At 37.7% G+C, this 23,844-nt stretch carries 24 protein-coding genes, 1 riboswitch and 1 other annotated feature; of the genes, 18 read left to right on the top strand and 6 right to left on the bottom strand.

Features of this window, described 5'->3' with window-relative positions:
• Positions 1 to 51: 51 nt before the first annotated feature.
• On the bottom strand, positions 52 to 1,152 hold the full coding sequence (locus tag B2008_RS00440) for a YdcF family protein (RefSeq protein ID WP_281828692.1): 1,101 nt from the start codon (positions 1,150 to 1,152) through the stop codon (positions 52 to 54).
• Between the two features lie 86 nt (positions 1,153 to 1,238).
• On the opposite strand from B2008_RS00440, the gene B2008_RS00435 reads away from it, so the two are divergent.
• Together B2008_RS00435 and pcp are read left to right on the top strand one after the other, a co-directional pair.
• Positions 1,239 to 1,931 carry a CPBP family intramembrane glutamic endopeptidase gene (locus tag B2008_RS00435; RefSeq protein WP_281828694.1) on the top strand — a complete coding sequence of 231 codons (693 nt, stop codon included), beginning with the start codon at positions 1,239 to 1,241 and terminating at the stop codon, positions 1,929 to 1,931.
• 33 nt (positions 1,932 to 1,964) lie between these two features.
• Positions 1,965 to 2,612 (top strand): pyroglutamyl-peptidase I, encoded by a 648-nt coding sequence (gene pcp, locus B2008_RS00430; RefSeq protein ID WP_281828696.1) that lies wholly within the window; start codon positions 1,965 to 1,967, stop codon positions 2,610 to 2,612.
• Between the two features lie 134 nt (positions 2,613 to 2,746).
• Here the strand turns inward: pcp and B2008_RS00425 are convergent, their stop codons facing one another.
• A complete protein-coding gene (locus tag B2008_RS00425) occupies positions 2,747 to 3,253 on the bottom strand; it encodes a CHAP domain-containing protein (RefSeq protein WP_281828698.1) in 507 nt (168 codons plus the stop codon).
• 236 nt (positions 3,254 to 3,489) lie between these two features.
• Here B2008_RS00425 and B2008_RS00420 point away from each other — a divergent pair, with 236 nt between their 5' ends.
• From B2008_RS00420 to crcB, 4 genes are all read left to right on the top strand, one after another.
• Positions 3,490 to 3,753 carry an AbrB/MazE/SpoVT family DNA-binding domain-containing protein gene (locus B2008_RS00420; RefSeq protein ID WP_281828699.1) on the top strand — a complete coding sequence of 88 codons (264 nt, stop codon included), beginning with the start codon at positions 3,490 to 3,492 and terminating at the stop codon, positions 3,751 to 3,753.
• Complete coding sequence (locus tag B2008_RS00415) at positions 3,753 to 4,094, top strand: type II toxin-antitoxin system PemK/MazF family toxin (protein ID WP_281828700.1); 342 nt, start codon at positions 3,753 to 3,755, stop codon at positions 4,092 to 4,094. The genes B2008_RS00420 and B2008_RS00415 overlap by 1 nt, the downstream gene beginning before the upstream one ends.
• Before the next feature lie 34 nt (positions 4,095 to 4,128).
• Positions 4,129 to 4,189, top strand: a riboswitch (Fluoride riboswitch).
• Positions 4,190 to 4,235: 46 nt separating this feature from the next.
• Complete coding sequence (locus tag B2008_RS00410) at positions 4,236 to 4,625, top strand: fluoride efflux transporter FluC (protein ID WP_281828702.1); 390 nt, start codon at positions 4,236 to 4,238, stop codon at positions 4,623 to 4,625.
• Positions 4,625 to 4,981 (top strand): fluoride efflux transporter CrcB, encoded by a 357-nt coding sequence (crcB, locus tag B2008_RS00405; RefSeq protein ID WP_281828704.1) that lies wholly within the window; start codon positions 4,625 to 4,627, stop codon positions 4,979 to 4,981. The genes B2008_RS00410 and crcB overlap by 1 nt, the downstream gene beginning before the upstream one ends.
• Positions 4,982 to 5,013: 32 nt before the next feature.
• Here the strand turns inward: crcB and B2008_RS00400 are convergent, their stop codons facing one another.
• Positions 5,014 to 6,183 (bottom strand): cation:proton antiporter, encoded by a 1,170-nt coding sequence (locus tag B2008_RS00400; protein WP_281828705.1) that lies wholly within the window; start codon positions 6,181 to 6,183, stop codon positions 5,014 to 5,016.
• Between the two features lie 45 nt (positions 6,184 to 6,228).
• Positions 6,229 to 6,284 (bottom strand) — a sequence feature (sodium ion sensor (DUF1646 type); this cis-regulatory element may regulate processes involved in with the transportation of sodium ions).
• 135 nt (positions 6,285 to 6,419) lie between these two features.
• Between B2008_RS00400 and B2008_RS00395 the strand changes: the two genes are divergently transcribed.
• Entirely contained in the window at positions 6,420 to 7,058 is a 639-nt protein-coding gene (locus tag B2008_RS00395) for a hypothetical protein (protein WP_281828706.1), read from the top strand.
• A 51-nt stretch (positions 7,059 to 7,109) separates the two neighbouring features.
• Here B2008_RS00395 and B2008_RS00390 read toward each other — a convergent pair whose 3' ends face one another.
• Together B2008_RS00390 and cbpB are read right to left on the bottom strand one after the other, a co-directional pair.
• Positions 7,110 to 8,984 (bottom strand): heavy metal translocating P-type ATPase, encoded by a 1,875-nt coding sequence (locus B2008_RS00390; RefSeq protein ID WP_281828707.1) that lies wholly within the window; start codon positions 8,982 to 8,984, stop codon positions 7,110 to 7,112.
• A 147-nt stretch (positions 8,985 to 9,131) separates the two neighbouring features.
• Positions 9,132 to 9,599 carry a cyclic-di-AMP-binding protein CbpB gene (gene cbpB, locus B2008_RS00385; protein WP_281828709.1) on the bottom strand — a complete coding sequence of 156 codons (468 nt, stop codon included), beginning with the start codon at positions 9,597 to 9,599 and terminating at the stop codon, positions 9,132 to 9,134.
• 603 nt (positions 9,600 to 10,202) lie between these two features.
• On the opposite strand from cbpB, the gene B2008_RS00380 reads away from it, so the two are divergent.
• The 7 genes from B2008_RS00380 (at position 10,203) to B2008_RS00345 (ending at position 17,903) form a co-directional block, all read left to right on the top strand.
• Positions 10,203 to 11,342, top strand: coding sequence for a YncE family protein (locus B2008_RS00380; RefSeq protein ID WP_281828710.1), 1,140 nt, complete (start codon positions 10,203 to 10,205; stop codon positions 11,340 to 11,342).
• A gap of 129 nt (positions 11,343 to 11,471) precedes the next feature.
• Positions 11,472 to 11,624: a teichoic acid D-Ala incorporation-associated protein DltX gene (locus B2008_RS00375; RefSeq protein ID WP_281828711.1), complete on the top strand. Its 153-nt coding sequence runs from the start codon at positions 11,472 to 11,474 to the stop codon at positions 11,622 to 11,624.
• A gap of 17 nt (positions 11,625 to 11,641) precedes the next feature.
• Complete coding sequence (gene dltA / locus B2008_RS00370) at positions 11,642 to 13,153, top strand: D-alanine--poly(phosphoribitol) ligase subunit DltA (RefSeq protein WP_281828712.1); 1,512 nt, start codon at positions 11,642 to 11,644, stop codon at positions 13,151 to 13,153.
• The gene (gene dltB / locus B2008_RS00365; RefSeq protein WP_281828713.1) at positions 13,153 to 14,397 is read left to right on the top strand and encodes a D-alanyl-lipoteichoic acid biosynthesis protein DltB; all 1,245 of its coding nucleotides are present in this window, start codon (positions 13,153 to 13,155) and stop codon (positions 14,395 to 14,397) included. The genes dltA and dltB overlap by 1 nt, the downstream gene beginning before the upstream one ends.
• 42 nt (positions 14,398 to 14,439) lie before the next feature.
• On the top strand, positions 14,440 to 14,679 hold the full coding sequence (gene dltC / locus B2008_RS00360; RefSeq protein WP_281828714.1) for a D-alanine--poly(phosphoribitol) ligase subunit DltC: 240 nt from the start codon (positions 14,440 to 14,442) through the stop codon (positions 14,677 to 14,679).
• Positions 14,672 to 16,921 carry a D-alanyl-lipoteichoic acid biosynthesis protein DltD gene (gene dltD, locus B2008_RS08265; RefSeq protein ID WP_345739789.1) on the top strand — a complete coding sequence of 750 codons (2,250 nt, stop codon included), beginning with the start codon at positions 14,672 to 14,674 and terminating at the stop codon, positions 16,919 to 16,921. Before dltC ends, dltD begins: the two co-directional genes overlap by 8 nt.
• Before the next feature lie 280 nt (positions 16,922 to 17,201).
• Positions 17,202 to 17,903, top strand: coding sequence for a DUF975 family protein (locus B2008_RS00345; protein ID WP_281828716.1), 702 nt, complete (start codon positions 17,202 to 17,204; stop codon positions 17,901 to 17,903).
• A 182-nt stretch (positions 17,904 to 18,085) separates the two neighbouring features.
• On the opposite strand, the gene B2008_RS00340 is transcribed toward B2008_RS00345, so the two are convergent.
• Complete coding sequence (locus B2008_RS00340; protein ID WP_281828718.1) at positions 18,086 to 18,319, bottom strand: hypothetical protein; 234 nt, start codon at positions 18,317 to 18,319, stop codon at positions 18,086 to 18,088.
• Positions 18,320 to 18,418: 99 nt separating this feature from the next.
• Between B2008_RS00340 and B2008_RS00335 the strand changes: the two genes are divergently transcribed.
• The 4 genes from B2008_RS00335 to lepB all read left to right on the top strand — a co-directional run bounded on the left by B2008_RS00335 (position 18,419) and on the right by lepB (position 23,820).
• On the top strand, positions 18,419 to 19,726 hold the full coding sequence (locus B2008_RS00335) for a PTS transporter subunit EIIC (protein ID WP_281828719.1): 1,308 nt from the start codon (positions 18,419 to 18,421) through the stop codon (positions 19,724 to 19,726).
• On the top strand, positions 19,707 to 20,627 hold the full coding sequence (locus tag B2008_RS00330) for an alpha/beta hydrolase (RefSeq protein ID WP_281828722.1): 921 nt from the start codon (positions 19,707 to 19,709) through the stop codon (positions 20,625 to 20,627). The genes B2008_RS00335 and B2008_RS00330 overlap by 20 nt, the downstream gene beginning before the upstream one ends.
• A 328-nt stretch (positions 20,628 to 20,955) precedes the next feature.
• The gene (locus B2008_RS00325) at positions 20,956 to 23,058 is read left to right on the top strand and encodes an ATP-dependent Clp protease ATP-binding subunit (protein ID WP_281828724.1); all 2,103 of its coding nucleotides are present in this window, start codon (positions 20,956 to 20,958) and stop codon (positions 23,056 to 23,058) included.
• Between the two features lie 123 nt (positions 23,059 to 23,181).
• Complete coding sequence (gene lepB, locus B2008_RS00320; protein ID WP_281828726.1) at positions 23,182 to 23,820, top strand: signal peptidase I; 639 nt, start codon at positions 23,182 to 23,184, stop codon at positions 23,818 to 23,820.
• Positions 23,821 to 23,844 lie beyond the last annotated feature (24 nt).

The raw sequence follows: 23,844 nt of genomic DNA, 5'->3' as shown, positions 1-23,844 counted from the left end.
TAGTTAAAAGTAGTATAACATCGACCATTCATTAACTGTGAGATAAATGCCCTACATCATTTGCAGTTTTTCACTGCCGGTTGCGACGAGGATTGCCTGAATAATGCAGAAAATAACGATAAGACAGATAACAACTGCATGGCGCTTTTTGTGCATGACAAAAACACCAGCAAATTCACGAATAATTGCATTAGGCAGGAAGTAGAAGCGAGTATAGGAACCTACGCCATTTGCACGTAATCCCGCCTTTTTTGCATAGAGTGCAGCGCGGAAAATATGATAATTGTTGCTGAAGAATTTTGCTTTGAATTTATCGCTGCCAAAATCTTTGGTGGCAACGCGCTTGGAATAGAGCATATTTTGATATGTGTTCTCGGATTTGTCTTCAAGCAAAAGATCGTCCCGTTTTATTCCGCGGCTAATAGCATAATTCATCATTGCTTGAGCTTCAGAGATCTTTTCATCGCCTCCGCGGCCGCCAGACATGATGATTTTAGGCATTTTTCTTCCTTCATCTACTTGTTTTTGCGCAAACTGGATAGCGCGATTGATTCTGCCTGCTAAAAGGGGCGTTACCCTTTCACCATTGATTAAACCGGCCCCTAGCACGATTAAATAATCTTGATTGTAGCGGCGCGGTACGAATTGGTAAAGGATGCTGTTGACTAAATAATTGTACATTAAAAAGACCAAGTAAAAGGCGATCGTTGGTGCGGCTGTCAAGAGCACATTTAACCAGCGAGGCAAGTATTTTGCTGGCCCCAAAAGCGTGATAACCCAAACAACAATTAATCCAATACCCAAGATTAAGGTTAATAAGTTAGGCAGGGTATGACTTTCATATTTCCACACAAAATAAGCGTTCCACAGACAAAATAGCCAAGAGAAGGCGCTAATCAAGAAGATTAGCAGGAAAAACAGCAAAACAAGGCAGACATATACGATTCTGAGCGTCCTTAACTGAGTCGCGAGAACTAAAATAGTTAGCCAGCCGGCGAACATCAACAGAAAAAAAGTAAAGAAAATGCCATTAATCAATCTTCTAGGTTCAATCAGCCATGAGACTAAGAAAATAAGCAAGGCGATTGTTAGTAAAATTGAAAAATAGCTGAAGCCCTGATTTTGTTCAAAAAAGTGAATTAAATTAGTCATATAAACCATCTCTTAGGTATTTTTACACATATCCATTATAATAAAAGCATTAGTTAAATTCCTAAGAAATTAAGGTGAGTTATTGAATGAAAAAAATCTTTCATTATGGTGGCAATATTGCTGAAGCAGTAATTGCATTGTTTTTATATGGCATACTGCAAGATTTTTATTTCTTTCCTAAACAAATCAAACAACGATATCATTTACCATTATCAATTCAAGAGTTTGCAACGGCACTAGTAACAGTTGCTGTAATTTGGTTTATCTTTTGGATGTACAAAAAGCAGCTGCAATCGGTAAATGACTGGGGCTTCAATGAGCGACCGCACTGGAGTGCACGCCGGATAATGATTTTTATTGCTGGCTTTATTTTGATCACGGTCTTAGGTGGCATTATGCTGCAATTGGTTAGTCAAGGGAAAACAGTTTCAACTAACCAGCGGAATCTAGACCAGCTTTCTAAGCAGAGTGGGAAATTATTTGAAATCATGGTTTGCTTCGTTGCTCCAGCCTGCGAAGAAGTGATCTTTAGAGGGATGTTTTTCAATACATTTTTTACTAAGGCAACTAGATTTAATAAATGGGCTGGTATCTTAGTTTCAGGCTTTTTGTTCGCTTATATGCATGATCCTGGTTTCACTAAGTTTATCTATGTTTATTGGGTTTTAGGCTGCGTTCTTGGCTGGGTATATATGTCGACAAAAGATTTGCGCTACTCAATGCTGACGCATATGTGCTACAACTCATTAGGTTTTGTTCACATGATGACTTTGCTGTAGGTTACACGTGAAACTTTTAAGAAGATGAAGAGAATGAAGATTTTAGTTACGGGCTTTGATCCATTTGCTGGTGAAAAAATTAATCCGGCTATTGAGGCAGTGAAAAGATTGCCAGATAAAATCGCCGATGCTGAAGTTGTTAAGTTGGAAATACCGACGATTTTTAATAAATGCGCACAGATTGTTAAAAAGGCAATTGAACAAGAAAAACCTGATTATGTGTTGAATGTTGGACAAGCTGGCGGACGCGCGTGCTTAACGCCGGAAAGAATAGCAATCAACATTAATGATGGCAGTATTCCAGATAATGCTGGCTATCAACCATTGGGCGAAGCAATTCATGAAGATGGAGCTGCGGCGTATTTCACGCAGCTGCCAATTAAAGCTGAAGTTAAGGCAATTAGAGATGCTGGAATTCCCGCTATGGTGTCGTATACTGCAGGGACTTATGTTTGCAATCATATTTTTTATCAAGTGCAATATTTGCGGGAAAAAGAATTTCCAACGCTCAAGGCAGGTTTTATTCATATTCCGTTTTTGCCGGAACAGGTTGTAAGGCGGCCGACGATGCCATCGATGTCATTGGACAATATTGTTAAAGGATTGACGGCAGCGATTGGTGCAATTATTGAACAAGATGGTCAAGGCGACATTGTTGCGGTTGAAGGACATACGCATTAAAAAAGGATGGTTCAGATGAGCCATCTTTTTTTCTTGGTCATTTATAATTATTCTTAGTCAAAAATGGTAAAATGACTAAGAATAAAATGATGATGACGAAGAAAAATCTGGGACATAATAATGTTCCAGATTTTTTATTTTACAGGACGAGCATAAGTGATTCGCCCTTCTTTAAGAATGCTTTGAAAAGACTGCACAATTGTTGAACGATGCACTGAACCCATGGGATCGATCCCACCAATTTCGATGATTTGCGTATTTCTGCCGCGATATGGACCATCAATGATCGCAGTATGACCATTTGAGCCATAGCCCGTTCCGACATTAACAATTACGATGTCGCCAGGCTTAACTTTTTTTGCAAGAACCTGCTTAAGAAAATGGTGATCACTTTTAGCATCATTTTCCATTTCTGGCGTTGAAAAAGCCGTTTGTCCAACATTGTAGCCTGCTTGCTTCATCACTAGCCACACAAAGCTAGAGCAATCTGCAAAGCCGTTTTTATTCGGATGCTGCCAGTTGCCGAAGTTCATTCTTTGATCATCGGTTCCATAATTGAAGTATCCGATTAAACGGCGGCTATGTTTGATAATTGAATTTTGATAATGTAGGTCATCGGTAAATTTAGATGAAGAAGGCATGTTGCTTATCCTGCTTCCTGTAAAAATAATAGCAAATAGAATTGACAGGCTGATAAAGCCGAAAATAACTTTCTTCATTAATATAGTTTTATCTGCTGTGACGCGGTCAATCTCTTGTCTTGCAGGTCTTCCTGGAAGTGTAGCTAAGAATAAGCCGCTTAAAAATTGGAATAATAAAAGCTTGATGATAAAATTAATGTAAGAAGTAAGACGTTTTACTCAGGGAGATGAAATAAATGAACAATATGATTGGCAAAGTATCTCAAAAAGGTCAAATTGTTATTCCAGTTGCAATTAGAAAAATGTTGGGTCTAGAAAAAGGAAGTAAAGTTACTTTTGAGGTTCGTGGTAATAGTGTAGAAATAAAGAAAGTTCCTACTTCTTTGGATTGGGCGGAACTTTTAAAAGAAATTCCAGAAGAAAAAGTTGAATTTGATAAAAATGGTCATTATGATCCAAAAAAATCTCCAGATTTTCATGATTGGATGGTTAATGGCTAATGCAACCAATGGATATTTATATTGCAAATGTTCCATTTGATGATAAAAATTCAAACAAAATTAGACCTGCTTTAGTTGTTAAGGTTAAAGACCAACGAGTAAATGTTTTTAAGATTACTAGTAAATTCAAAAATAAGTCACAATTTATCAAAGGTTTTTATTATCCAATTGAAGAGTGGAAAGAAGCAGGTTTAAGAAAAAAATCTTATGTTGATACTCATAAAACATATAATTTACCAGAAGCAATGGTTTTTTCTAAAAAACCAATTGGAAAATTAACAGACCAAGATGTAATTAATTTATTTAAATTTAGCAATAATTGGAAACAAAAGCAGGGTTGAAAAAATTTTTTAAAAGTTTATAGTTAAAAACGAAAATCAAATAGGCGATGACGTTCGCCATTAACCGAGTAAAATCTGATGACGTCTACTACCTCACAATAAGTGGGATAGTAGACGCTTTTTTATTTCTGGAGGGTTTTAATGAATAGTAAACTTGCTAATTATTTTAGCGTTGGTTTCTTTGCCTTTTTCGGTGGGGCACTGCGCTGCTTTTTAACCAATATCTGGTCACAAACTGGCACTTTTGTCGCCAATGTCAGTGGTTGTTTTCTGCTTGCCTTTTTGACATACTTCTTTTTGCAATTTAGAGAAGGACGCGATTGGCTAGCTATCGGTCTTTCAACTGGCTTTGTTGGTGCCTTTACCACTTTTTCAAGTTTTAATTTGGATACGCTAAAACAATTGCAATCAGCTAATTCTATGCCAGTAATGATTTACTTCTTTTCTTCAATTATCTTTGGTTTAATCTTTGCGGCTTTAGGGATGTATGTTGGTAATAAGTTAGGTAAAAGATTGGCAGGTGAAGCGTAATGGAAATTGTAACTGCAGGTTTAGGTGCTATTTTTGGTGCAGTGATTCGTTATGCAATTACTAATTATGGTAAGAAAAATTGGCCGAAGAGTTTTCCGTACGCCACTTTGCTGATTAACTTGTCAGGTGCCTTTTTACTGGGATTAATCTTTGCTTTGAGCTTGCCAGTCTTCGTTTATGCTTTTGTTGGTACCGGGATTTTAGGCGGTTATACTACTTTTTCAACGATGAATGTGGAATTGCTAGGAAAGTTGAAAGATAAAAGTTATCGCGTGTTCTGGACTTATTTAATTGCGTCATATTTAGGCGGTTTGATTCTGGTATTTGCTGGTTTTGCGTTGGGAAAATTGCTTTAAAAAAAAGACTAACGTTTGTTAGCCTCTTTTATTTATGCAAAAGTAGAATCTTTGCTTTTCTTTTTAATAAAGTAATTCAAAATAAACGGTGAAACCACAGTCGTCACAATGATTACCAAAATCAAACTGGAATAAATATCTTCAGGGAACAAATGGTGCGTGATTCCGATCTGCGCCACGATCAAGGCGACTTCGCCTCGTGACACCATCCCTGCGCCAACAATATTGCCTTCGCTCTTGCTGAAGCCAAAAAGCTCACTTGAGTATTTGCCAGCCCAGAATTTTGATAAAACTGCTAATACTGTCATCGCGATAATGAACCAAATGTCTCTGAAGAAACTGGCAAAAGTCATGGATAAGCCAATATCCGCAAAAAATACCGGAATAAAAATCGCATAACCGATTGCGGAAACTGAGGAATTAACTTCTTTATATTGTGGTGTCTGCCGTATTGCTAAACCGCCGAAGAAAGCACCAACTACTGCAGAAAGTCCTACGAAATCAGCAGCCCAACCCATGGCAATGGATAAAATCAATGAGGCGATAACGACAGCATAGTTGACGTCCATTTTTTCTGCTACCTTCATAAAGTAAGGTGCTACCCATTTGTAAATGAACCAAACTGCGACAAAGTAGGCTGCCTCAATTAAGAGATTTAAAAAGAAATTATTGGTTAAGCCGCTTTTTCCGCCTTCATGACTGAATGTTGTGAATAGGCTGAGGACAACTACGGCTAAAATATCATCAACAACGGCCGCGCCTAAGATCGCTGTACCAGCACGAGTGTGCAGCTGGTCGGCCTCTTGCAAAACGACAACAGAAATGGACACGCTGGTGGCAGCGAACACAATTCCGATAAAAAGTGCTTCTAAGAATTTCATGCCAAATGCCATCGAAGCTAAACCCATGAAAACAACTGGCAGAATGACACCGATACTGGCAACAGTGAAGCTTAATTTGAAGTATTTTTTAAGTAAATCAAGTTCGCTTTCTAGTCCAGCCAAGAACATCAGCAGGATAACGCCAAATTCAGAAAAGAGACTAATAATGTCATTTGGCTTGACCAAGTTTAAAATTGCAGGTCCTAAAATAATTCCTGATAACAGCTGACCAATTACGGCTGGCATATTGAAGCGAGCGAATAGTTGTCCGAGCAGCACGTTGGCCAACAAAATTAAAATTAATTCTCCTAAGAAATGCATGTGGATCCTTTCTAAAGGCTAAATAAAGAAAAAAACTTTCAAGTCGCTTATTGACCCAAATAAGCAAATCTTGAAAGTTTTTATTGTTTAAAAACCCAACCACTACAACGTATTTAATTGAATTTTATTTTAATTGTTTTGATACGATGATGCAATAGTATTGGTTGACATATTTGAACAAAATTATAAAATATAGAAAACTAATATAATTTTCATATTAAAAGAGGGCGAAAGCATTGCATTCAGAAACTAAAAAATTTTTACGTAATCGGAGAATTGCCGCACTTTTACCATGGTTAGGCATCTTGGGAATTTTGATTTTAACTTTTTCACCAATTTTTGGTGGGTTCGTTCTCTTTTTTACTGAGATTGGTTTTGTCGCTAGTTTTTATTTCTTTATTGACGAATATAATTGGCTGGCCGAACGCTTGTTGATTAGACCAAATTATACTGTTAACCATGAAAATGAAGATCGAGTAAAAAAGCTGTTTTATTTTGCTTTAGGTGCTTCAATCGTTTATGCGATTTTATTATCTTATTTACGGAGTATAAGCTTTTATGACTTTGTCGTCGGAGTAGCATTCTTATATGGGATTTATTTTGGCAAACATAATATTGAATATGCCTTGATAATCTTACGAGCAGAGTTTGGAAGCAAAAAGTATTACGTAATTCAGATTATAGGAACGTTACTCACTGCAGTTTCTTTATTGGCTTCCTATTTTGTGTTTAATTGGATTTGGGCTCTGAGCTTTTTAGCTATTTTAGGCTTTATTTATGTTCTTGAACGGAATATTTTAAAAGAAATGAAAAACCATGGCGTTAAAATTCATTGGGATGACGAGATCGTTTCAGTATTGGAAATTAGCGTATAACAAAAGGCTTTGGGATATCCCAAAGCCTTTTGATCTATCTATCTTTATTATTTATTTTTCAATTCCAGTTTGCTCTGGATTCTTAGGCTCAGTCTTTGCAAGCAAAGCCAAGCAAATCGTGATTAAGTCGACAACCTCTTGTAAAATTGCACCTAAGAAGGCTGGAATAATACCAGTAGCAGCGATAATTTCCAAAATAATAACAATGGAAATAGCTGTCAAAACATCAATGTTAGCAACTTTCATCGTGTGCTTGCCGATAGCAACAGCATCGTTAACTTTGCTAATATCGTTAACCATAATAACGGCATCAGCACTTTCACTAGCAGCAGTAGCACCTTTGGCACCCATTGCAATACCAACATCAGCAGCAGTTAAACTTGGAGCGTCGTTGACACCATCACCGGTCATAACAACTGGACGCAAATCTTTTGGCACGTTTTTAATTGCTTCAATTTTTTGCTTAGGAAGTAAATCAGCTCTAACTTCGTCATTATTGATGCCAGCTGCATGAGCGATTTGATCAGCGACATTCTTGTGGTCACCGGTCAACATCATGATTTGCTTAGCACCTTGACGACGCAGGCGAGCGATCGTTTCTGGAGTTTCAGGACGGATCACATCCTTGAAAGTGATATAACCTGCGAATTCACCATTGATAGAAACATAAACAGCAGTAGCACCAGCATCAATTTTCTCATGTTCTGGAGCAACGAAGCTTAATTTACCAACCTTAACGGTTTTGCCTTCAACATCGCCTTCAACACCTTGAGCGGTAGTTTCCTTTAAATTAGAAACAGGTTTAATCTTGTTCTTGTCGGTATCAGCAGCCAAAGAAGCAGCAATAATATGGCTTGATTGTTGCTCAACACTTGCAGCCAAGCTTTGAACTTCATCTTTATCGAAGCCGTCGGCAGTAATAACTTCGCTAACTTCCAACTTGTTTTGAGTTAAAGTACCAGTTTTATCAAAAGCAAAAGTCTTGGCACGTGATAATTTTTCAAGTGTTGGACCTGACTTAACAATAATGTGGTGACGAGACATTGAGCTCATTCCTGATACCAAAGCAACAGGAGCAGCGATCAACAATGGACATGGAGAAGCAACAACCATAACTTCCGCAAATCTTGTGAAGTTCCAGCCGCCAATAGCCATCGCAATAATGCCAATGATCACAGAAATAATGGTAAATGGGACAGCGTAACGATCGGCCATCTTAACGAACTTGGCAGGTTGAGCTTCAGAAGACTTAACCAAGGCAACGATTGACTGATATTCTGAATCCTTTGCCAACTTGGTTACTTTCATTTCAACAGCTGCGTCACCGTTGATTGAACCGGACATTAAGTCGTCGCCTGGCTTTTTGTTAATTGGAACAGATTCACCAGTAAGTGATGATTGGTCAAAACTTGAAGTACCCTTAACAATTTTACCGTCAACAGGAACTTGACCAGCTGGTTTTACTAAAACCATATCGCCGATTTGCAAATCATCAACGTTAACTTCTGTAACCTTGCCATCAACTAGCTTGTTAGCTTTGCGTGGCGTGTTGTTGAGAAGTGAACGCAATTCCTTGTCGGCTTGGCTAGTAGCGTAATCTTCAAGTGATTCACCACCGGTGAACATTACCAAAATCATCCAAGCTGCCCAGTAGTCGCGAATGATCATCGTTGAAACAATGGCAATGATAGCTAAAACATCGACGCCCCAACGACCGCGCCGAATATCGCCGATCATTTCGATTGCCATGTTAATAGCAGTGTAAATGCCGATAATATCAACAATAATTTCACTGTAAGTTATTCCTGTTTTGCCCATAAAGGTAAAATTAGTAAATATCGGTTGTATATGAAGAATAAAGTCTAGAATAGCACCGACAATACCAGCAGCTATTACAACCAAAAATTTCCATTGGCGTTTAAGCATACTTTTCTCCCCCCAGAAAAAAATCTCAAATATTTTTTGCCTATATCTAAATTATAATCATTCTAAATTAGAAAGCAAAAATAAAAAAGTTTTCCACCCTTGGAAGACTAGTTTTCAAATACTTCTTCATTATAATACATTAATTTGCTAGCGTTCTTTTACTTCGTATTTTTTATCAAAAGTATGAACGACATAGTTAAAGGCCTTAATCCATTCACGTCTTGTTAGCAATCCTTGAAAGACTCCATGATCATCAACGACTGGCAGAAAGGCGTTATTAATAAGCAGGTGCAGCTGCGTTTCCAAAGTTGTTTCGACAAAGTTGATCTTGTCAAATTTGGTCTGCATGACATCACGAACCTTTAACTTGTTGAGCGGATCAATCGAAATTTCATCAGTTTCCAGCATTTTATCCGTAATCATTGCCAAACTTAACAGGCCTACTACATGACGATCTTTGTCCAAAACCGGTATTTTTGAATATTTAACTTTGGTTAGGATCAAAAAAGCATGATAAAGCGGATTGTCATCTTGAACAAATGCGATTCGGCTGGCAGGAATTAAAAAGGAACCGGATTTTTCTTGGATTAAATGTTTAATTGATGGCGAAAACATGTAAGCACTTTCCTTTCTTTCTTTTACCATTATCTTACTAGAGATTGAGCAAAAGAAAAAGGCTCGCCGTTAAACGAGCCTCATTAGTTTCATCTACTTTGGAGGGGTAAGAATGAATGAAAAAAAAGTGGGATTATGTAACAAGTTGTTTTCTCCTTGCTACGGTTTATATAATACGGGGAAAATGTGAATTAAAAATGTCTAAATTCTTATGAAAAGGTAAAGAAATATAAGCGATTAGTTTAAGACGACCAAAAAAGGCAAAAAGAAAGGCCCACGCAACGCACGTGAGCGGAAAGGGATAGATATGAAATTGGCAATTAGCCAATCACTTTTAATTTTCATTATTTACTTGGAGGAGTATGAATGAAAAACAAAAAAGTTGAATAGTATCGACCAAAACTTTTAATTTCGTTCGCTACAATTTATATGATAAACGTTAATTGTGAAAAAAGTGTGACAAAATTATTTCTATCTTGAAATAAAACGAATTTTTGATTTTAAATTGATTACTTTTGGCTAATACAAGGATTTTATTTCCTATAAAATATATAAACTGATAAAATGCAGTCAACGTGAAAATTTTTTGAGGAGATTGGTAATGTGGTTAAAAAATTAGGACGAATCCTTAAAAGCTTTGTCTTATTTCTTTTGATAGTTGGTGCATTAGGCACAGGTGGCTACTTTGGCTATCAATGGTATCAAGAACAAGAATTCTTAAATAATCGACCAAAGCTGGTAAAGGCAAAAGATGGTACAAATACGAATGCTGCTTGGCAAAAAGAGTCCACATATCAAAAAAATTTACGAACAAAATATTCTTTCATTAATAAAATATCCAATTATGTTCCCCCAAGAACCTGGGTGGGCAAGGATTTTGTCATTCCTGGCTTAGTTGCGACCAAAAGCTATGACTTTAAGAAGAAAAAATACGACACTGCAACTGAAATGACGCCCCAGGGAATTACGGTTGCCGGCAAGTATCTGTTGCTTACGGCTTATGACGGTGAGCATACGCACGCGTCCGTTATTTACGTGCTTAATAAAAAGACTGGAAAATACATCAAAACCATTCAAGTAGCCGGTCGACCTCACCTTGGCGGAATTGCGTATGATCCTGTGGGCAAAAATGTCTGGATTACTGGATCAATTGGCAAGTCATCCGCGTTAATGTCCTTTCCTCTAAAAGAGGTGGCTAGCTATGATACAAAACGCCATGCCCCAATTAGCTATAACAACCGAATTTCAATTCCAACTCTTGAAAAAGCATCGACTGTTACTTACTACGATAATCAGCTGTTTGTCGGCTTCTTTAACATGTATGGCCGCGGGAGAGTAGCAAGTTATACGATTTCTCGCAGCGGCAAAAATAAAAACTCAATTACCAATAATGAAATCAAATCCGTTAATGGTACGGTTGCCTGGTCCGACCCAAGTGGCGTAACTTCAATGAACAAACAGATTCAAGGAATTACGATTTATGACGATAAAATTTTCTTAAGTCAATCCTATGGCAGCAGCGATTCAAAATTATATATTTTCCCTTCTACCGCACTTGATGCTTTAGATGAAAAAAACGCGGAATTGGTAATTGATATGCCGCCATATTTGGAACAAATTACTGCATATAAGGGCCAATTGCTTTGTATTTTTGAGTCAGGCTCAAAGCAATATGCCAAACCAAATATGGTGATTATGGATAGAATTTTATCAATTAATATAAATGCATTATTTGGAAATTAAAAAATATTTCTTTTCCCAATTGTTTAAGTTTATTTAAATTTGTTAAAATATGGTCTGAGTGTCTTTTCGCTACATTCATTTGTAGTAAGATAAGGCCTGAACGTTGTTGAAGAATAACGAGGGAGAGAAATGGAGAAAACAAAAAAAGTTGAATCTCGAGGCAAACAAATAGAGATGTTTGTCTTGAAAACAATAGTATATTTTGCGATCCTCATGGCCCTAATTTATTTGTATGAATATAGTGGCTTAAATTCAGTCCACTTTATTTACAATGAATTTTAAGGCAGGTGGGATCAGCAATGATTAAAGATGTAATCAAGAAGATAGACGAGATTGCAATTAATGAACCTGATCGCGAGGTTTATGATTATCTCGGCCATACTAATACTTATGGTGATTTGAAAAAGCGTTCAGATGCTTGGGCACATAAGTTATCAAGCTTAGATATCCCCGATAAAGATCCAATTATGATCTGGGGCGGTCAAAACTTTGAAATGATTGCTAGCTTCTTAGGCTGTGTCAAATCTGGACATGCTTATATTCCAATTGCAAGCTATTCAAACGCTGAGCGTTTGACAATGATTCAAGACGTTTCTAAAGCAAAAGTCGTGCTCGCAATTGATGATTTGCCAAAAATTGAATTGCCTGGCGTACAAGTGATTAAGCCAGATGAAGTTGAAAACGGCAATTACACGCTTGACGAAAGCAAATTCGTCGAAGGCGATGATAATTACTACATTATCTTCACTTCAGGAACAACTGGGAAGCCTAAAGGGGTTCAAATTAGTCACAAGAACTTGCTCAGCTTCGTTAACTGGGAATTGAACGATTTCAATTTGCCAGAACATCCAAGCTTTTTGGCACAAGCTCCATATTCATTTGACTTGTCAGTCATGAGCTTGTATTCTGCATTAACTGCAGCGGGTAAGTTGGTTGTTTTGCCACATGATGTGACGCAAAACTTTGCACAATTATTCAGCACTTTGCCAAAATTGCAATTTAACGTTTGGGTATCAACGCCATCATTTGCACAGATGTGCTTCTTGGACAAAACATTTGATGCTCAACACCACCCAGATTTGACGCATTTCTTATTCTGTGGTGAAGAATTGCCGCATACTGAAGTAGCAATGCTGAAGAAAAAATTCCCAGGATCACATATTTTCAATACTTACGGTCCAACGGAAATAACTGTTGCGGTAACGCAAGTTGAAATTACTGATGAAATTTTAAAGAAATATGATCGGTTGCCAATTGGTCGTGCTAAAGAAGACACCAAGATCACAATCGATACTGCTAAAGGTGAAAAACCAGGCGAAGGCGAAATTATCATCAGCGGCCCTAGCGTTTCTAAAGGTTATATGAATAACCCGGAGAAGACTGAAGCTGCATTCTTTAAGAATGATGATCAATATCAAAGCTATCGCTCTGGCGATACCGGCTTCTTTGATGGCGATATGCTATTTTATCGTGGCCGGATTGACTTCCAAATTAAATTTAACGGCTACAGAATCGAACTTGAAGAAATTAACTTTTACTTGAGCAAAAATGAATTGGTTCGTTATGGCGTAGCTGCTCCAAAATACAATAAAGACCACGCTGTTCAGCAGATTGTTGCTGAAATTGAATTAAAGCAAGGCGTAAGACGCAAGTACTCTGATGTTGCTTTAACAAGAATGATTCGTGAAGATTTGGCTAAAAACGTAATGCCATATATGATTCCACAACGTTTCATTTATAAAGATTCTTTGCCAATTTCGCAAAATGGCAAAGTTGACATCAAGGCGGTCATTAAGGAGGTTAACAAGTAGTGAATTTTAATTTCATTAACTTACAACCTTACTCAAATCCGCAATACTTTATTTGGCTGCTAATTGCGTTAATTCCAATGATTATCGGCCTTTATAATGGTAAAAGATTTAAGACATATGAAGCTATTTTTTCATTAGTCTTCTTATTCTTGATCTTCGATGCTAGTCACTGGCAGCAAGGGGTCAATTTAATTCTTTATCTAGTTTTTGAATTCTTGCTAACCTTTGCCTATGAACGCTATCGCACTAAAAAGAATAGTCCTAATAAAACCTGGGTTTTCTGTTTAGCTGTAATTTTGGCGATTTTGCCATTAACTGCGGTTAAGATCTTAACTGCAATGCCAGCGGGAACAGTTCCATTTGTCGTGGGTTTCTTAGGAATTTCATATATTACCTTTAAGAATGTCCAAGTAATTATGGAAATTCGCGACGGGGCAATTAAGAAGGTTGAACCTGGAACATATGTTAGATTCTTGCTCTTCTTTCCAACGATTTCCTCTGGACCAATTGACCGTTACCGGCGCTTTAAAAAGGATTTTGATAAAGCACCAACCAGGGATCAATATATTACGGATTTGCAATATGCAGTTCGGTATTTATTCCAAGGATTCTTATATAAGTTTATTTTAGGCTGGCTGTTTGGGACCTATTGGTTGCCAAAAATCAGTCAAGTAGCTTTGATTGCCGGAAATGCTGCAGGCGGATTGAAGTTATCATGGTGGGTTTTGGCATACATGTATTGTTACACCATGTATTTGTTCTTTGACTTTGCCGGTTATTCATTATTTGCGGTTTCCATTTCATACTTTATGGGAATCCACACGCCAATGAACTTCAATAAGCCTTTTATTTCCAAAAATATTAAAGACTTCTGGAATCGTTGGCACATGACCTTGTCATTCTGGTTCCGTGATTATATTTACATGCGGTTTACCTTCTTTGCTATGAAGAAGAAATTGATTAAAAACCGGATTCGTTTATCACAAGTTTCATACTTGCTTTTGTTCTTAATCATGGGCTTTTGGCACGGCCTTACTTGGTACTACATCACGTATGGTTTGTACCAAGCCATTGCCATTATCATTAATGATTATTGGCTGAGATTTAAGCGGAAACATAAGAAGACTATTCCTTCTAATAAATTTACTAAAGGGTTTGCAATTTTTATTACTTTCCAGGTTATTTGTTTCGGGATGCTGATCTTCTCCGGTTTTCTTAGCCAATTATGGTTTGGATGGAAATAAGTATAGGAGATAGAAATTTTAATTATTTGAGGGGTATTAATAATGGACACAAAAAAAGAAGTTTTAAACATTTTGAATGATTTGACTGGTGAAGATTTATCAGATCAAATGGATGAAAATATTTTTGAAAATGGTTTGCTCGATTCAATGGCAAGCGTTCAAATGCTTTTGAATTTGCAAGAAAAGTTCGGTATCGATGTTCCTGTATCAGAATTCAACCGTGCAGAATGGGATACTCCAGCTAAGATCGTTGCAAAGGTGGAAAGCTTAGAAAATGAGTAATAAACGCCGGCTCTGGCAAATCTTTGGCCCGGTTTTATGTGCAATTGTTCTGTTGATCATTGTCTTTTTATTGCCATGGGAAAGAACTTTTTCTAAGAGTTCAATCTATGAAGCTGCCAATTCGGAAACGCATACAGTCTTTAAAGGGATAAAGATGAAGCAGGAAGCATTTGATAGTGGATATGTGCCTTTCTATGGTTCAAGTGAATTATCACGTTTTGATCCGCTTCACCCAAGTGTCTTAGCTGCGAAGTATCACCGCAGTTATCGGCCGTTTTTGCTTGGTGGCCCTGGCAGTCAAAGCCTGGCTCAGTTTGTAGGGATGCAGGGAACTAGCAAGCAATTGAAGAATAAAAAGGCTGTTGTGATTATTTCACCACAATGGTTTACCAAGGAAGGTCAAGACCCTGCTGCCTTTGATCTGTATTATTCTCCACTTGAGACGGCCATTTTCTTGCTACATGCCAAAAACACAAAAACTGATCGTTATGCTGCGGCTAGAATTGCATCTATGCCAACTGTAAAAGCAGGAATTATTAAATCTTGCTTGAAAAAAGTAGCGGCAGGCAAAAAGCTTTCTAGTCGGGATCGTTTCTTATTGAAGGCTCGTGAACGGATGCTGGCTAATGAAGACAAATTCTTCAGCTCCTTCCAATTGCGAGACAGAATCAACAAGATTGAAAAGGAAGAAAAGCTTTTGCCTAAGACTTATTCTGAAGCTGCTTTGAAGAAAATAGCGGATGAACAAGCAGCAATGCATACCAACTCCAATAATTTGGGAATTGATAATACTTTTTATCGGACACGTTTGCCAAAGAAAGTTCTTAAGAAGTTAAAGGGCAGTCAACGCAATTTCGATTACGTCAAGTCACCTGAATATGCGGACTTTGAGTTGATGCTTAATCAATTTGCTAAGCAGCATACCAACGTTTTGTTCATCATTCCGCCTGTTAATGCTAAATGGGCTAAGTACACAGGCTTATCAATGAAGATGTATCAAAAGTCAGTTGCTAAAATAGAAAAACAGTTGACCAGTCAAGGTTTTGAAAATATTGAAGACTTGTCAAAAGATGGCAACAAGAAGTATTTCATGACCGATACGATTCACTTGGGCTGGAATGGTTGGATTGCTGTTGATAAAGCAGTAAGAAAGTTCATGCGTTTGCCTAATGAACGCTACGACTACTCAATGAGCAATTATTATTACTCAAAGAAGTGGCAAAATACTACTAAGGTCAAGAGCTTAAACTTAACTAAGAATCATCTTGATGATTTAAAAGAAAAAAAAATAGTGCGACATGCTATTGACCAATTAGGAATTAAAGGCTCGGTTCTTGTTATCAAAAATAATAAGACTTGGCTGAAATATTCAACGGCCAATAAGGCTGACACTAGCTACTTAATCAATTCAGTGCAAAAATCAATGACAGCTGCCATGATCATGCGTGAAATTGAGGCTAAAAAATTATCGTTGAAGACGAAATTGAGCAGGTTTTATCCAACTGTAGCTGGTGCTGATCAAATAACTATTGCTAACTTGCTGGATATGACTTCGGGACTGGATATCAAGTCAGGTCAGACATTGGGAACTGATGATTTCGTCTCTGATGCGGACAACTTTAAGGCCGATGTGAAGAAGACCGTGTTCAATAAGCAGCAATTTGGCAAGTGGCACTATACTTCACTCAATTACGTTTATTTGTGCGGTATTTTAGCTCAGCTTGAGAAAAAGACATATGAGCAAATGTTTGAAAAGACATTTGTTAAACCATTGAAATTAAAGCATACAGTATTCTTATGGGCAGATCCGGCTGCGCTTAAAGCAAGTGGCTGGGTTCATAGTTATAACTACCTTGATGGTAAGTACCACCGGGTAAAATATTCGCAAGTAGTTGCTGATGCTCATAATGAATTAGGTGCTGGTTCGGTGGCAATGTCCGATAGTGATTTGGCAAAAGTTGTCAGAGAAATGCTTGTTGGCAAATTGCTAACGAATAGCAGTCGCTCTGTCTTGTATCATGGCAAAGCACCAAAATATTATAATGGTGGCTTTTATAATACTAAAGTCTTTAAGAGTGCCAATGGTGCGGGAGACGGATATTTTACCTTCTTGCGTACTACAAATGATGGTAAGAATATGATCATTATTCAGTCTAATCGTGTTGATCATAAGAAATTTTCATATTTGAAAAAACGAATTGATCATATCATGACAATGATGCTTGACTTAGATCGAAAATGATCAAAAATATTTTTATATTAAGCAGGTAGAAGTGTTGTTTTTTAACATTTTGAATGCTAAACTTTTCATGTACCGCCACTAAGGAAAGTAGTCATTTTCTCCGGTAGCGAAAATGTTATCTTCTATATGTGGTCAGAAGTGGTGGTATTTCACTGTGTGAGCCTAGTTCCAATGTTGGTGGGATTAGGCTTTTTTTATGCCTAAATTAGACCTCATATACAAAGTGGGCTAAACTGTAACAGTTAAGAAAACGTAATTGAAATCATTTTGGAGGAGAAAAATGAGCAGAAAAGAATTAAAACAAGCAGCCAAGGACCAACTTCGTGGTCATTGGGGCTGGGCAGTTTGTCTGTCATTATTTGCATATGTGATTATTTATGTTGCTGAAGATATTGTGTCTTTGATTTTTGATAAGCGCGAAATCGTTTATACTCGCATCGATGAAATGGCAAATGGCGTTGTTTATCATCAAAGCACGACTTCATCAGTGATTAATTTAATCGTTAGCGTGCTGCTCGGTTTAATCGTTTGGGGCGTTTACTACACGCTTTTGCAATTCAGAGACAAAGGCGATCAGCCAAATATCTTCAAAGGCATGTTTAGTGCTTATACTGATGGCAAGTTCACGAGTTCATTTATCACTTATTTGGTAGAATTGATCTTCCTTATTTTATGGACGCTTCTGTTCATTATTCCAGGGATTATTAAGGCTTTCTCATATGCAATGACGCCATACATCATGAAGGATCTTTATGATGCAGGCAAAACGCCAACGATGACGGAAGCAATTACAAAGAGTCGTCATTTGATGAATGGTCATAAGACTGATTTGTTCGTTTTGTGGTTAAGCTTCATCGGTTGGGCTATTCTTAGCGTCATTACTTTGGGAATCGGTTTTATCTGGCTTGTTCCATATTACCGTCAAACCATGGTCAACTTTTACCGTGATTTAGCTGGTGACCAATTCCTTAAGGAAAACTAAATTATCGCTATTTTAGAGCAGTAAAATATTTTATTGAAACCACCTTCCGTATAATTTGAAATAGGAAGGTGGTTTTTATGCATGATGACAAAAAAGCAAAGATCAATGTAGTGACCCCCGAAATCCGTGTCCGAATTTCGGGGGTCACTACAGATCAAGCTTTTTTTGCTAATAACAACAAACTACATATTCCAGTGATTATCAATATTGTTGCGAACATATTCATCAAGGTATTTTGCTGATTCCGCATCACTATCCTTGATAAGCTTTTTAACTTCTTTTGAATTCAACTTATTAGTAATATAGTATTTCAAAGATTTGTTAACTAATTTGTTCCAATCAATTTCAGTAGTGTCGATATATTTTGCAACTAAATTTTCAATATCTTTGTCTAATTCGATCTTTTTTCGTGCCATAATTTCACCTTTATTTCTTTCCTATAATTATAACATGACACTTTTTTATCAAGAATAATTAGGTATAATGTCTATAATAAAAATTAGGAGCCAGCAAGAATGATCAATAATATTACCCAGGGACTGTTTTGGCTTAGAAGGCGGTCTTTTTTTAGAGTTGTTCAAAGAACTTTCGTTATGCTGATGCCAGTAGCGACAATCGGCGCTTATTTTAAAATAATTCGTGACTGCATTTTCTCACCTGATAGTTTGATCTATAACTTGTTTAACTTTGATTATTCAATGTCTGATCAAATTTGGAATCTGGGCTATTTTTTGTCCTCAGGGATGATTCGAGTTACTTTCAGTATTTTTGGCATCTATGTGGCCTACTTTTCAGCGGTTTATACCGCACGGCTTTATCACAAAGATGCGACAATGGCAGGGATTACCTCAGTTCTGGTAATTATGCTGTGTGCTTATTTGACAGGCAATGCTCAAACCGCCAATAGCCAAGTAACTTTCTATTCAAGATTTCTGAGTATTAATGGCTTGCTTATTGCTATGCTGATCGGTTATTTTGTAGGCCAGATTTTTCGCTGGCTTGGGCAAGATTATGTGCATATCAAAGTCGAGCATGTTGAAGAAATTCAAAAGCGGGCGCGCCAATCGCTTAAACCGGCAATAGTCACTATCTTGTTTGGCCTTGTTCTTGGCCTTATTCTGTACTTTTTCAAAATTCGACTGCTTGATTCCTACTCTGTAAAAAGCATTGTTACCAACCTGCGCAGCTCTAACAATCTTGCAGTAGTCATCTTGCTAACGATGCTGTCAATGCTATTGTGGTGGTGCGGAATCGGCTATCCCGTTCAATCCCTTGCCCACGACAATAATTCGGGTGCCGCTCTGGTTAACTTGAACTATGCTTTGCGTCATGGCAGTGCCGCTAATGTGCCCTATAAATTCTTGGGCAGTTCAATGATTCAAAGCTATGGTCTGATGGGGGATGCTTCAATTACACTGGCTCTGACGGTTATCTTGCTGCTGTACACCAATAATAAGGAAATTGAAGATATTGCCAAGCTCAACCTCCTGCCGGTCGCATTTGGTGCAAAAAATGGATTAGCAATCGGAATTCCGCTTATTCTTAATCCGCTCTATCTTTTACCAGTAATTTTAATTCCAGCGATTAATGAATTAATTGCTGCTGGCGCAATCTCGCTTCATTTACTTATGCCACCAGTTTATCCAGTTCTTGAGGGAACACCGGGAATTTTAATCTCGTTCTTTGGCTCTAACGGCAACTGGGCTACCTTTATCTTTACTATTTTGCTGTTTATTCTGGATATTTTATTGCTGCTTCCGTTTGTTATTATCGGTCGTCGAATTAGTGAGGAGTTGAGGGCATATGACCAAGCTCAAATTTAATCGAAAAAATGTTAAATGGTTGGTTATCCTTTTTCTGATAATACTTGCCTTATCAATTCCAGCTTTTTCATGGATGAAGACTACTAACCGTGACCGGGCTCAAAGAAGAAAATCGCTTGTATCGCCACTTATTATGATTCCGGGGTCAAGTGCCAGCATTAACCGTTTTGACTCTTTAATAGCACTTTTGAACAAAAACAATCCCCATCCTCACAGCGTATTGAAGATTAAAGTTGGTACTAATGGCAGCCTTGATTTTTCTGGTTCGATTAATCACGGTGACAATGAGCCCATTATTGTAGTTGGTTTTCAAAACAACCATGATGGCTACAGCAATATCAAAAAACAGGCTTCCTGGCTGGATGAAGCCTTTTATCAAGTCTCACAAACCTACAAATTCAATAATTTTAAGGCCTTCGGTCACTCCAATGGCGGCCTGATCTGGACGTATTGGCTGGAGCATTACTATTCTTACTACAAGTCTGATATTAAGATCAAAAAATTAATGACCTTGGCCTCACCATTTATCTTCAGTGAAAGCAATGTTAGTCACAAAACGCAGATGTTGTCGGATCTCATCAAATACCGCAAGAATTTGCCGAAGAATCTAATCGTTTATTCTTTACTCGGTGGTGAAAATTACGACTCAGACGGAATCGTTCCTGAGGCCAGTGTCCACGCGGGTAAATATATTTTTCAAAATCAAGTAAAGCAATTTACGGAGATAACTATTACTGGCAGTGACGCTACGCACACCGATTTGCCACAGAATAAAGAAGTGGTAGCAGCGATTAAACAATACTTGTTAGATAAGAAGAAAAATAATAGTCTATTGGGCAAGACCAATTCCAAGAACACTAGCCGCAGGACGAAAGAAAACAAAGAAAAAGACAATAAATAAAGATTGAGAATCTGAATAAAATTTCAGGTTCTCTTTTTATTTTTTTGTGGAAAACCTTTATTGCTTTTTCGAAAAAACAAGCAAAAAATCTTAGATCTTAAGAATTTCTTTAACATTTTATGTGGCCAAAGAATGGCCATATACCGGCATTTGTGAGCATATTTTTTGCAAAAAAGCATAAAATTAGCGTAATTGTGGAAAACTTTTGAAAATTGCTTGTAATCTGTGGATAACCTGATATACTTATAAGTGTGACGAGTTAGCACTCAACAAGCGAGAGCGCTAATTTCATAAAAAGACATAAATAAATATAAGGGAGTGTTTGGCAATGGCATACTTTAACAATGATTTTGACAACTTATTTAACGAATTAAACCGTTCATTCTTTAATGATGACTTTAACAGAACACCAAATGGCTCAAGTGCTTACTACAGCAATATGAGCTCAAATGCTAACCCAAGTCAACAAAGAATGGTTCAAGCCCCACAACAAAAGAAGGAAAAATCAATTGGGATCGACTTAGTTGAACAAGCTAAGAACAACAAGTACGACCCAGTGATTGGTCGCGACGAGCAAATTGATGAAGTAATTGAAATTTTATCAAGACGCAAGAAGAACAATCCTGTATTGATTGGACCTGCTGGTGTAGGTAAGACTGCAATTGTTGAAGGCTTGGCTGAAAGAATCGCAGAAGGCAATGTTCCATCTAAGATGAAGGACATGCACATCATTTCTATTAACATTAATGATATGGTTGCTGGTTCAAGCTTACGTGGCAGCTTCGAAGAAAAATTAAAGGAAGTTATCGACCAAGCTAAGGAGAACCCTAACATCGTTCTTTTCATCGACGAATTACACAACATTGTTGGTGCAGGTTCAACTGACTCAGAAACTAACAACGGCGACGCTGCTAACATTTTGAAGCCAGCTCTTGCAAGCGGTGAGTTGAAGTTAATCGGTGCCACTACTACTAGTGAATACCAAAGAATTGAAAAGGACTCAGCTTTAGCACGTAGATTCCAACCTGTTCAAGTTCCAGAACCAACAACTGATGTTGCAATTAAGATCTTGGAAGGTTTAAAGAAGAGATACGAAAGCTTCCACCACGTAAAATACAATGACGATGCTCTTAAGTTAGCTGTTGAATTATCAGAAAGATACATTCAAGGACGCTACTTACCAGACAAAGCCATTGACTTGATGGATGAAGCTGGTGCCAAGAAGGCTTTGACAGTTGACCCACATGAGGAAGAAAGCTTGAAGACTAGAATTCACGCTTTAGAAGCTAAGAAAGACGAAGCTGCTAAGGCTGAAGACTACAAGAAAGCTGGAGAATTAAAGACTGAAATCGAAAAGCTTCAAGAAGAATTGAAGACTGCTGACAAGGCTAAAACTCCAGTAGTTAGCGAAAAAGACATCTACAAGCTGATTGAAGAAAAGACTAATATTCCAATGAGCGAACTTCACGCTGATGAAGCTAAGAAGAACCTTGATTTAACTAACAAATTAAAGGCAGTCGTTATCGACCAAGACAAGGCAATTGATGTTATTACTGACGCTATTGCTCGTAAGCAAATCTTCAAAGACAACGACCGTCCAACAGGTTCATTCCTTCTTACTGGACCAACTGGTGTTGGTAAGACGGAACTTGCTAAGCAATTAGCTATTAACCTCTTCGGCAACAAGGATCACTTCATTCGTTTGGACATGTCTGAATACCAAGACGAAATGGCAGTTAACAAGTTGATCGGTTCAGCACCAGGCTATGTAGGCTACGGTGAAGGTGGTCAATTAACTGAAAAAGTTCGTCATCAACCTTACTGCTTGATTTTGTTCGACGAAATCGAAAAGGCTAACCCACAAATATTCAACGCTTTGCTTCAAATCATGGATGATGGTCGTTTGACTGACGCTCAAGGCAGAACTGTTTCCTTCAAGGACACAATCTTGATTATGACTTCAAACGCAGGCTACTCAGACAACTTGCTTAAGGATGGCAAAGTAGATCAAGACAAGTTAATCCACGCTCTTGAAAACTACTTCAGACCTGAATTCCTTAACCGTTTGGACGCAATTGTTCCATTCAACTCATTAACTCAAGACGACATGAGCAAGATTATCGACATTTACCTTAAGAGGATGTCACACGTTCTTAGCAAGAAGAATATTGAAGTAACTGTATCTGACGAAGCTAAGAAGGTTTTGGCAGAAAAAGGATACGACAAAGACTTCGGTGCACGTCCACTTAGAAGAGTTGTTGAACAAGACCTTGAAACTCCAATTGCTAAGCTTGTTATGAGCCACCCTGACACAAAGAAGGTTGAATTCACTGCTGACGACAAGCACTTGTACATGAATGGCAAGTCCATTCTGGACTTAAGCAAGCCAAAAGCAGAAAAAGATGGTGAAACCAAGTCAAAAGAAGACTAAGTTGTTAATTAAATAAGCTTAAAATATATCTTTTATTAAGAAGCATCCGAAAGGGTGCTTCTTTTTTTGCTCAAAGTGTATAATGTTAACGTACACGATTTTAGAAAAGGAAATTGAGTTATCATGGCAGAAAAAGATAACAATAAGTTTGGATTAAAAGACTTTTTGCAAATCGCCGTTATATTTTTAATTGCAATGGGCATTTATTATGCTTTGTTCACATTTGTGCTCAGCAATGCTACGGTTTCAGGTATTTCAATGCAGCCTAATTTTGAAAATGGTGAGCGTGTAATCGCTGTTCGTCACGCCAAGATTGAGCGTGGTGATGTGGTGATTGTTAATGCACCGGATGAGCCAGGAGCTGAATACATCAAGCGTGTAATTGGGATGCCGGGCAATAAGATTGTCAGCAAGAACAATCAGATTTATATCAATGGCAAAAGGATCAGTCAGCCTTGGTTGACCAAAGGATTTAAATTGACCGACAATGAAGATGGCTTCACAGGAACAAAATATTCGCAAACGCAGAATTTCACTATTTCCTCGCTAGCAAAAACGGCAAATTATAAGAAATACTATACAAGTGCACAACTGAAGGAAATGCAGAAGACCAACCGCGTTCCTAAAGGAACCTACTTCGTTATGGGAGATCACCGTAGCGTTTCAAAGGACAGCCGCTACATCGGAACGATTGCCAAAAAGAATGTTATCGGCGTTGTAAAGCTGCGCTACTGGCCACTTAATAAGATTCAAGTCTATTAAAGAGGCTCTTTGTCAAACACCCTA

This window comes from Lactobacillus sp. UBA5813, from assembly GCF_002417895.1.
GTDB lineage: Bacteria > Bacillota > Bacilli > Lactobacillales > Lactobacillaceae > Lactobacillus > Lactobacillus amylolyticus.
The sequence above is the reverse complement of the archived record's forward strand: the minus strand, read 5'-3'. Positions and strand labels throughout refer to the sequence as shown.

Excerpts from the sequence above, each read along its gene's own strand:
- B2008_RS00435 (WP_281828694.1), top strand. The coding sequence starts at position 1,239 with ATGAAAAAAATCTTTCATTATGGTGGCAATATTGCTGAAGCAGTAATT.
- B2008_RS00335 (WP_281828719.1), top strand. The coding sequence starts at position 18,419 with ATGATCAATAATATTACCCAGGGACTGTTTTGGCTTAGAAGGCGGTCT.
- B2008_RS00425 (WP_281828698.1), bottom strand. The coding sequence starts at position 3,253 with ATGCCTTCTTCATCTAAATTTACCGATGACCTACATTATCAAAATTCA.
- B2008_RS00400 (WP_281828705.1), bottom strand. The coding sequence starts at position 6,183 with ATGCATTTCTTAGGAGAATTAATTTTAATTTTGTTGGCCAACGTGCTG.
- B2008_RS00410 (WP_281828702.1), top strand. The coding sequence starts at position 4,236 with ATGAATAGTAAACTTGCTAATTATTTTAGCGTTGGTTTCTTTGCCTTT.
- dltA (WP_281828712.1), top strand. The coding sequence starts at position 11,642 with ATGATTAAAGATGTAATCAAGAAGATAGACGAGATTGCAATTAATGAA.
- dltD (WP_345739789.1), top strand. The coding sequence starts at position 14,672 with ATGAGTAATAAACGCCGGCTCTGGCAAATCTTTGGCCCGGTTTTATGT.
- lepB (WP_281828726.1), top strand. The coding sequence starts at position 23,182 with ATGGCAGAAAAAGATAACAATAAGTTTGGATTAAAAGACTTTTTGCAA.
- B2008_RS00390 (WP_281828707.1), bottom strand. The coding sequence starts at position 8,984 with ATGCTTAAACGCCAATGGAAATTTTTGGTTGTAATAGCTGCTGGTATT.
- pcp (WP_281828696.1), top strand. The coding sequence starts at position 1,965 with ATGAAGATTTTAGTTACGGGCTTTGATCCATTTGCTGGTGAAAAAATT.
- B2008_RS00330 (WP_281828722.1), top strand. The coding sequence starts at position 19,707 with ATGACCAAGCTCAAATTTAATCGAAAAAATGTTAAATGGTTGGTTATC.
- B2008_RS00375 (WP_281828711.1), top strand. The coding sequence starts at position 11,472 with ATGGAGAAAACAAAAAAAGTTGAATCTCGAGGCAAACAAATAGAGATG.
- crcB (WP_281828704.1), top strand. The coding sequence starts at position 4,625 with ATGGAAATTGTAACTGCAGGTTTAGGTGCTATTTTTGGTGCAGTGATT.
- B2008_RS00440 (WP_281828692.1), bottom strand. The coding sequence starts at position 1,152 with ATGACTAATTTAATTCACTTTTTTGAACAAAATCAGGGCTTCAGCTAT.
- B2008_RS00345 (WP_281828716.1), top strand. The coding sequence starts at position 17,202 with ATGAGCAGAAAAGAATTAAAACAAGCAGCCAAGGACCAACTTCGTGGT.
- B2008_RS00340 (WP_281828718.1), bottom strand. The coding sequence starts at position 18,319 with ATGGCACGAAAAAAGATCGAATTAGACAAAGATATTGAAAATTTAGTT.
- cbpB (WP_281828709.1), bottom strand. The coding sequence starts at position 9,599 with ATGTTTTCGCCATCAATTAAACATTTAATCCAAGAAAAATCCGGTTCC.
- B2008_RS00420 (WP_281828699.1), top strand. The coding sequence starts at position 3,490 with ATGAACAATATGATTGGCAAAGTATCTCAAAAAGGTCAAATTGTTATT.
- dltC (WP_281828714.1), top strand. The coding sequence starts at position 14,440 with ATGGACACAAAAAAAGAAGTTTTAAACATTTTGAATGATTTGACTGGT.
- B2008_RS00415 (WP_281828700.1), top strand. The coding sequence starts at position 3,753 with ATGCAACCAATGGATATTTATATTGCAAATGTTCCATTTGATGATAAA.
- B2008_RS00325 (WP_281828724.1), top strand. The coding sequence starts at position 20,956 with ATGGCATACTTTAACAATGATTTTGACAACTTATTTAACGAATTAAAC.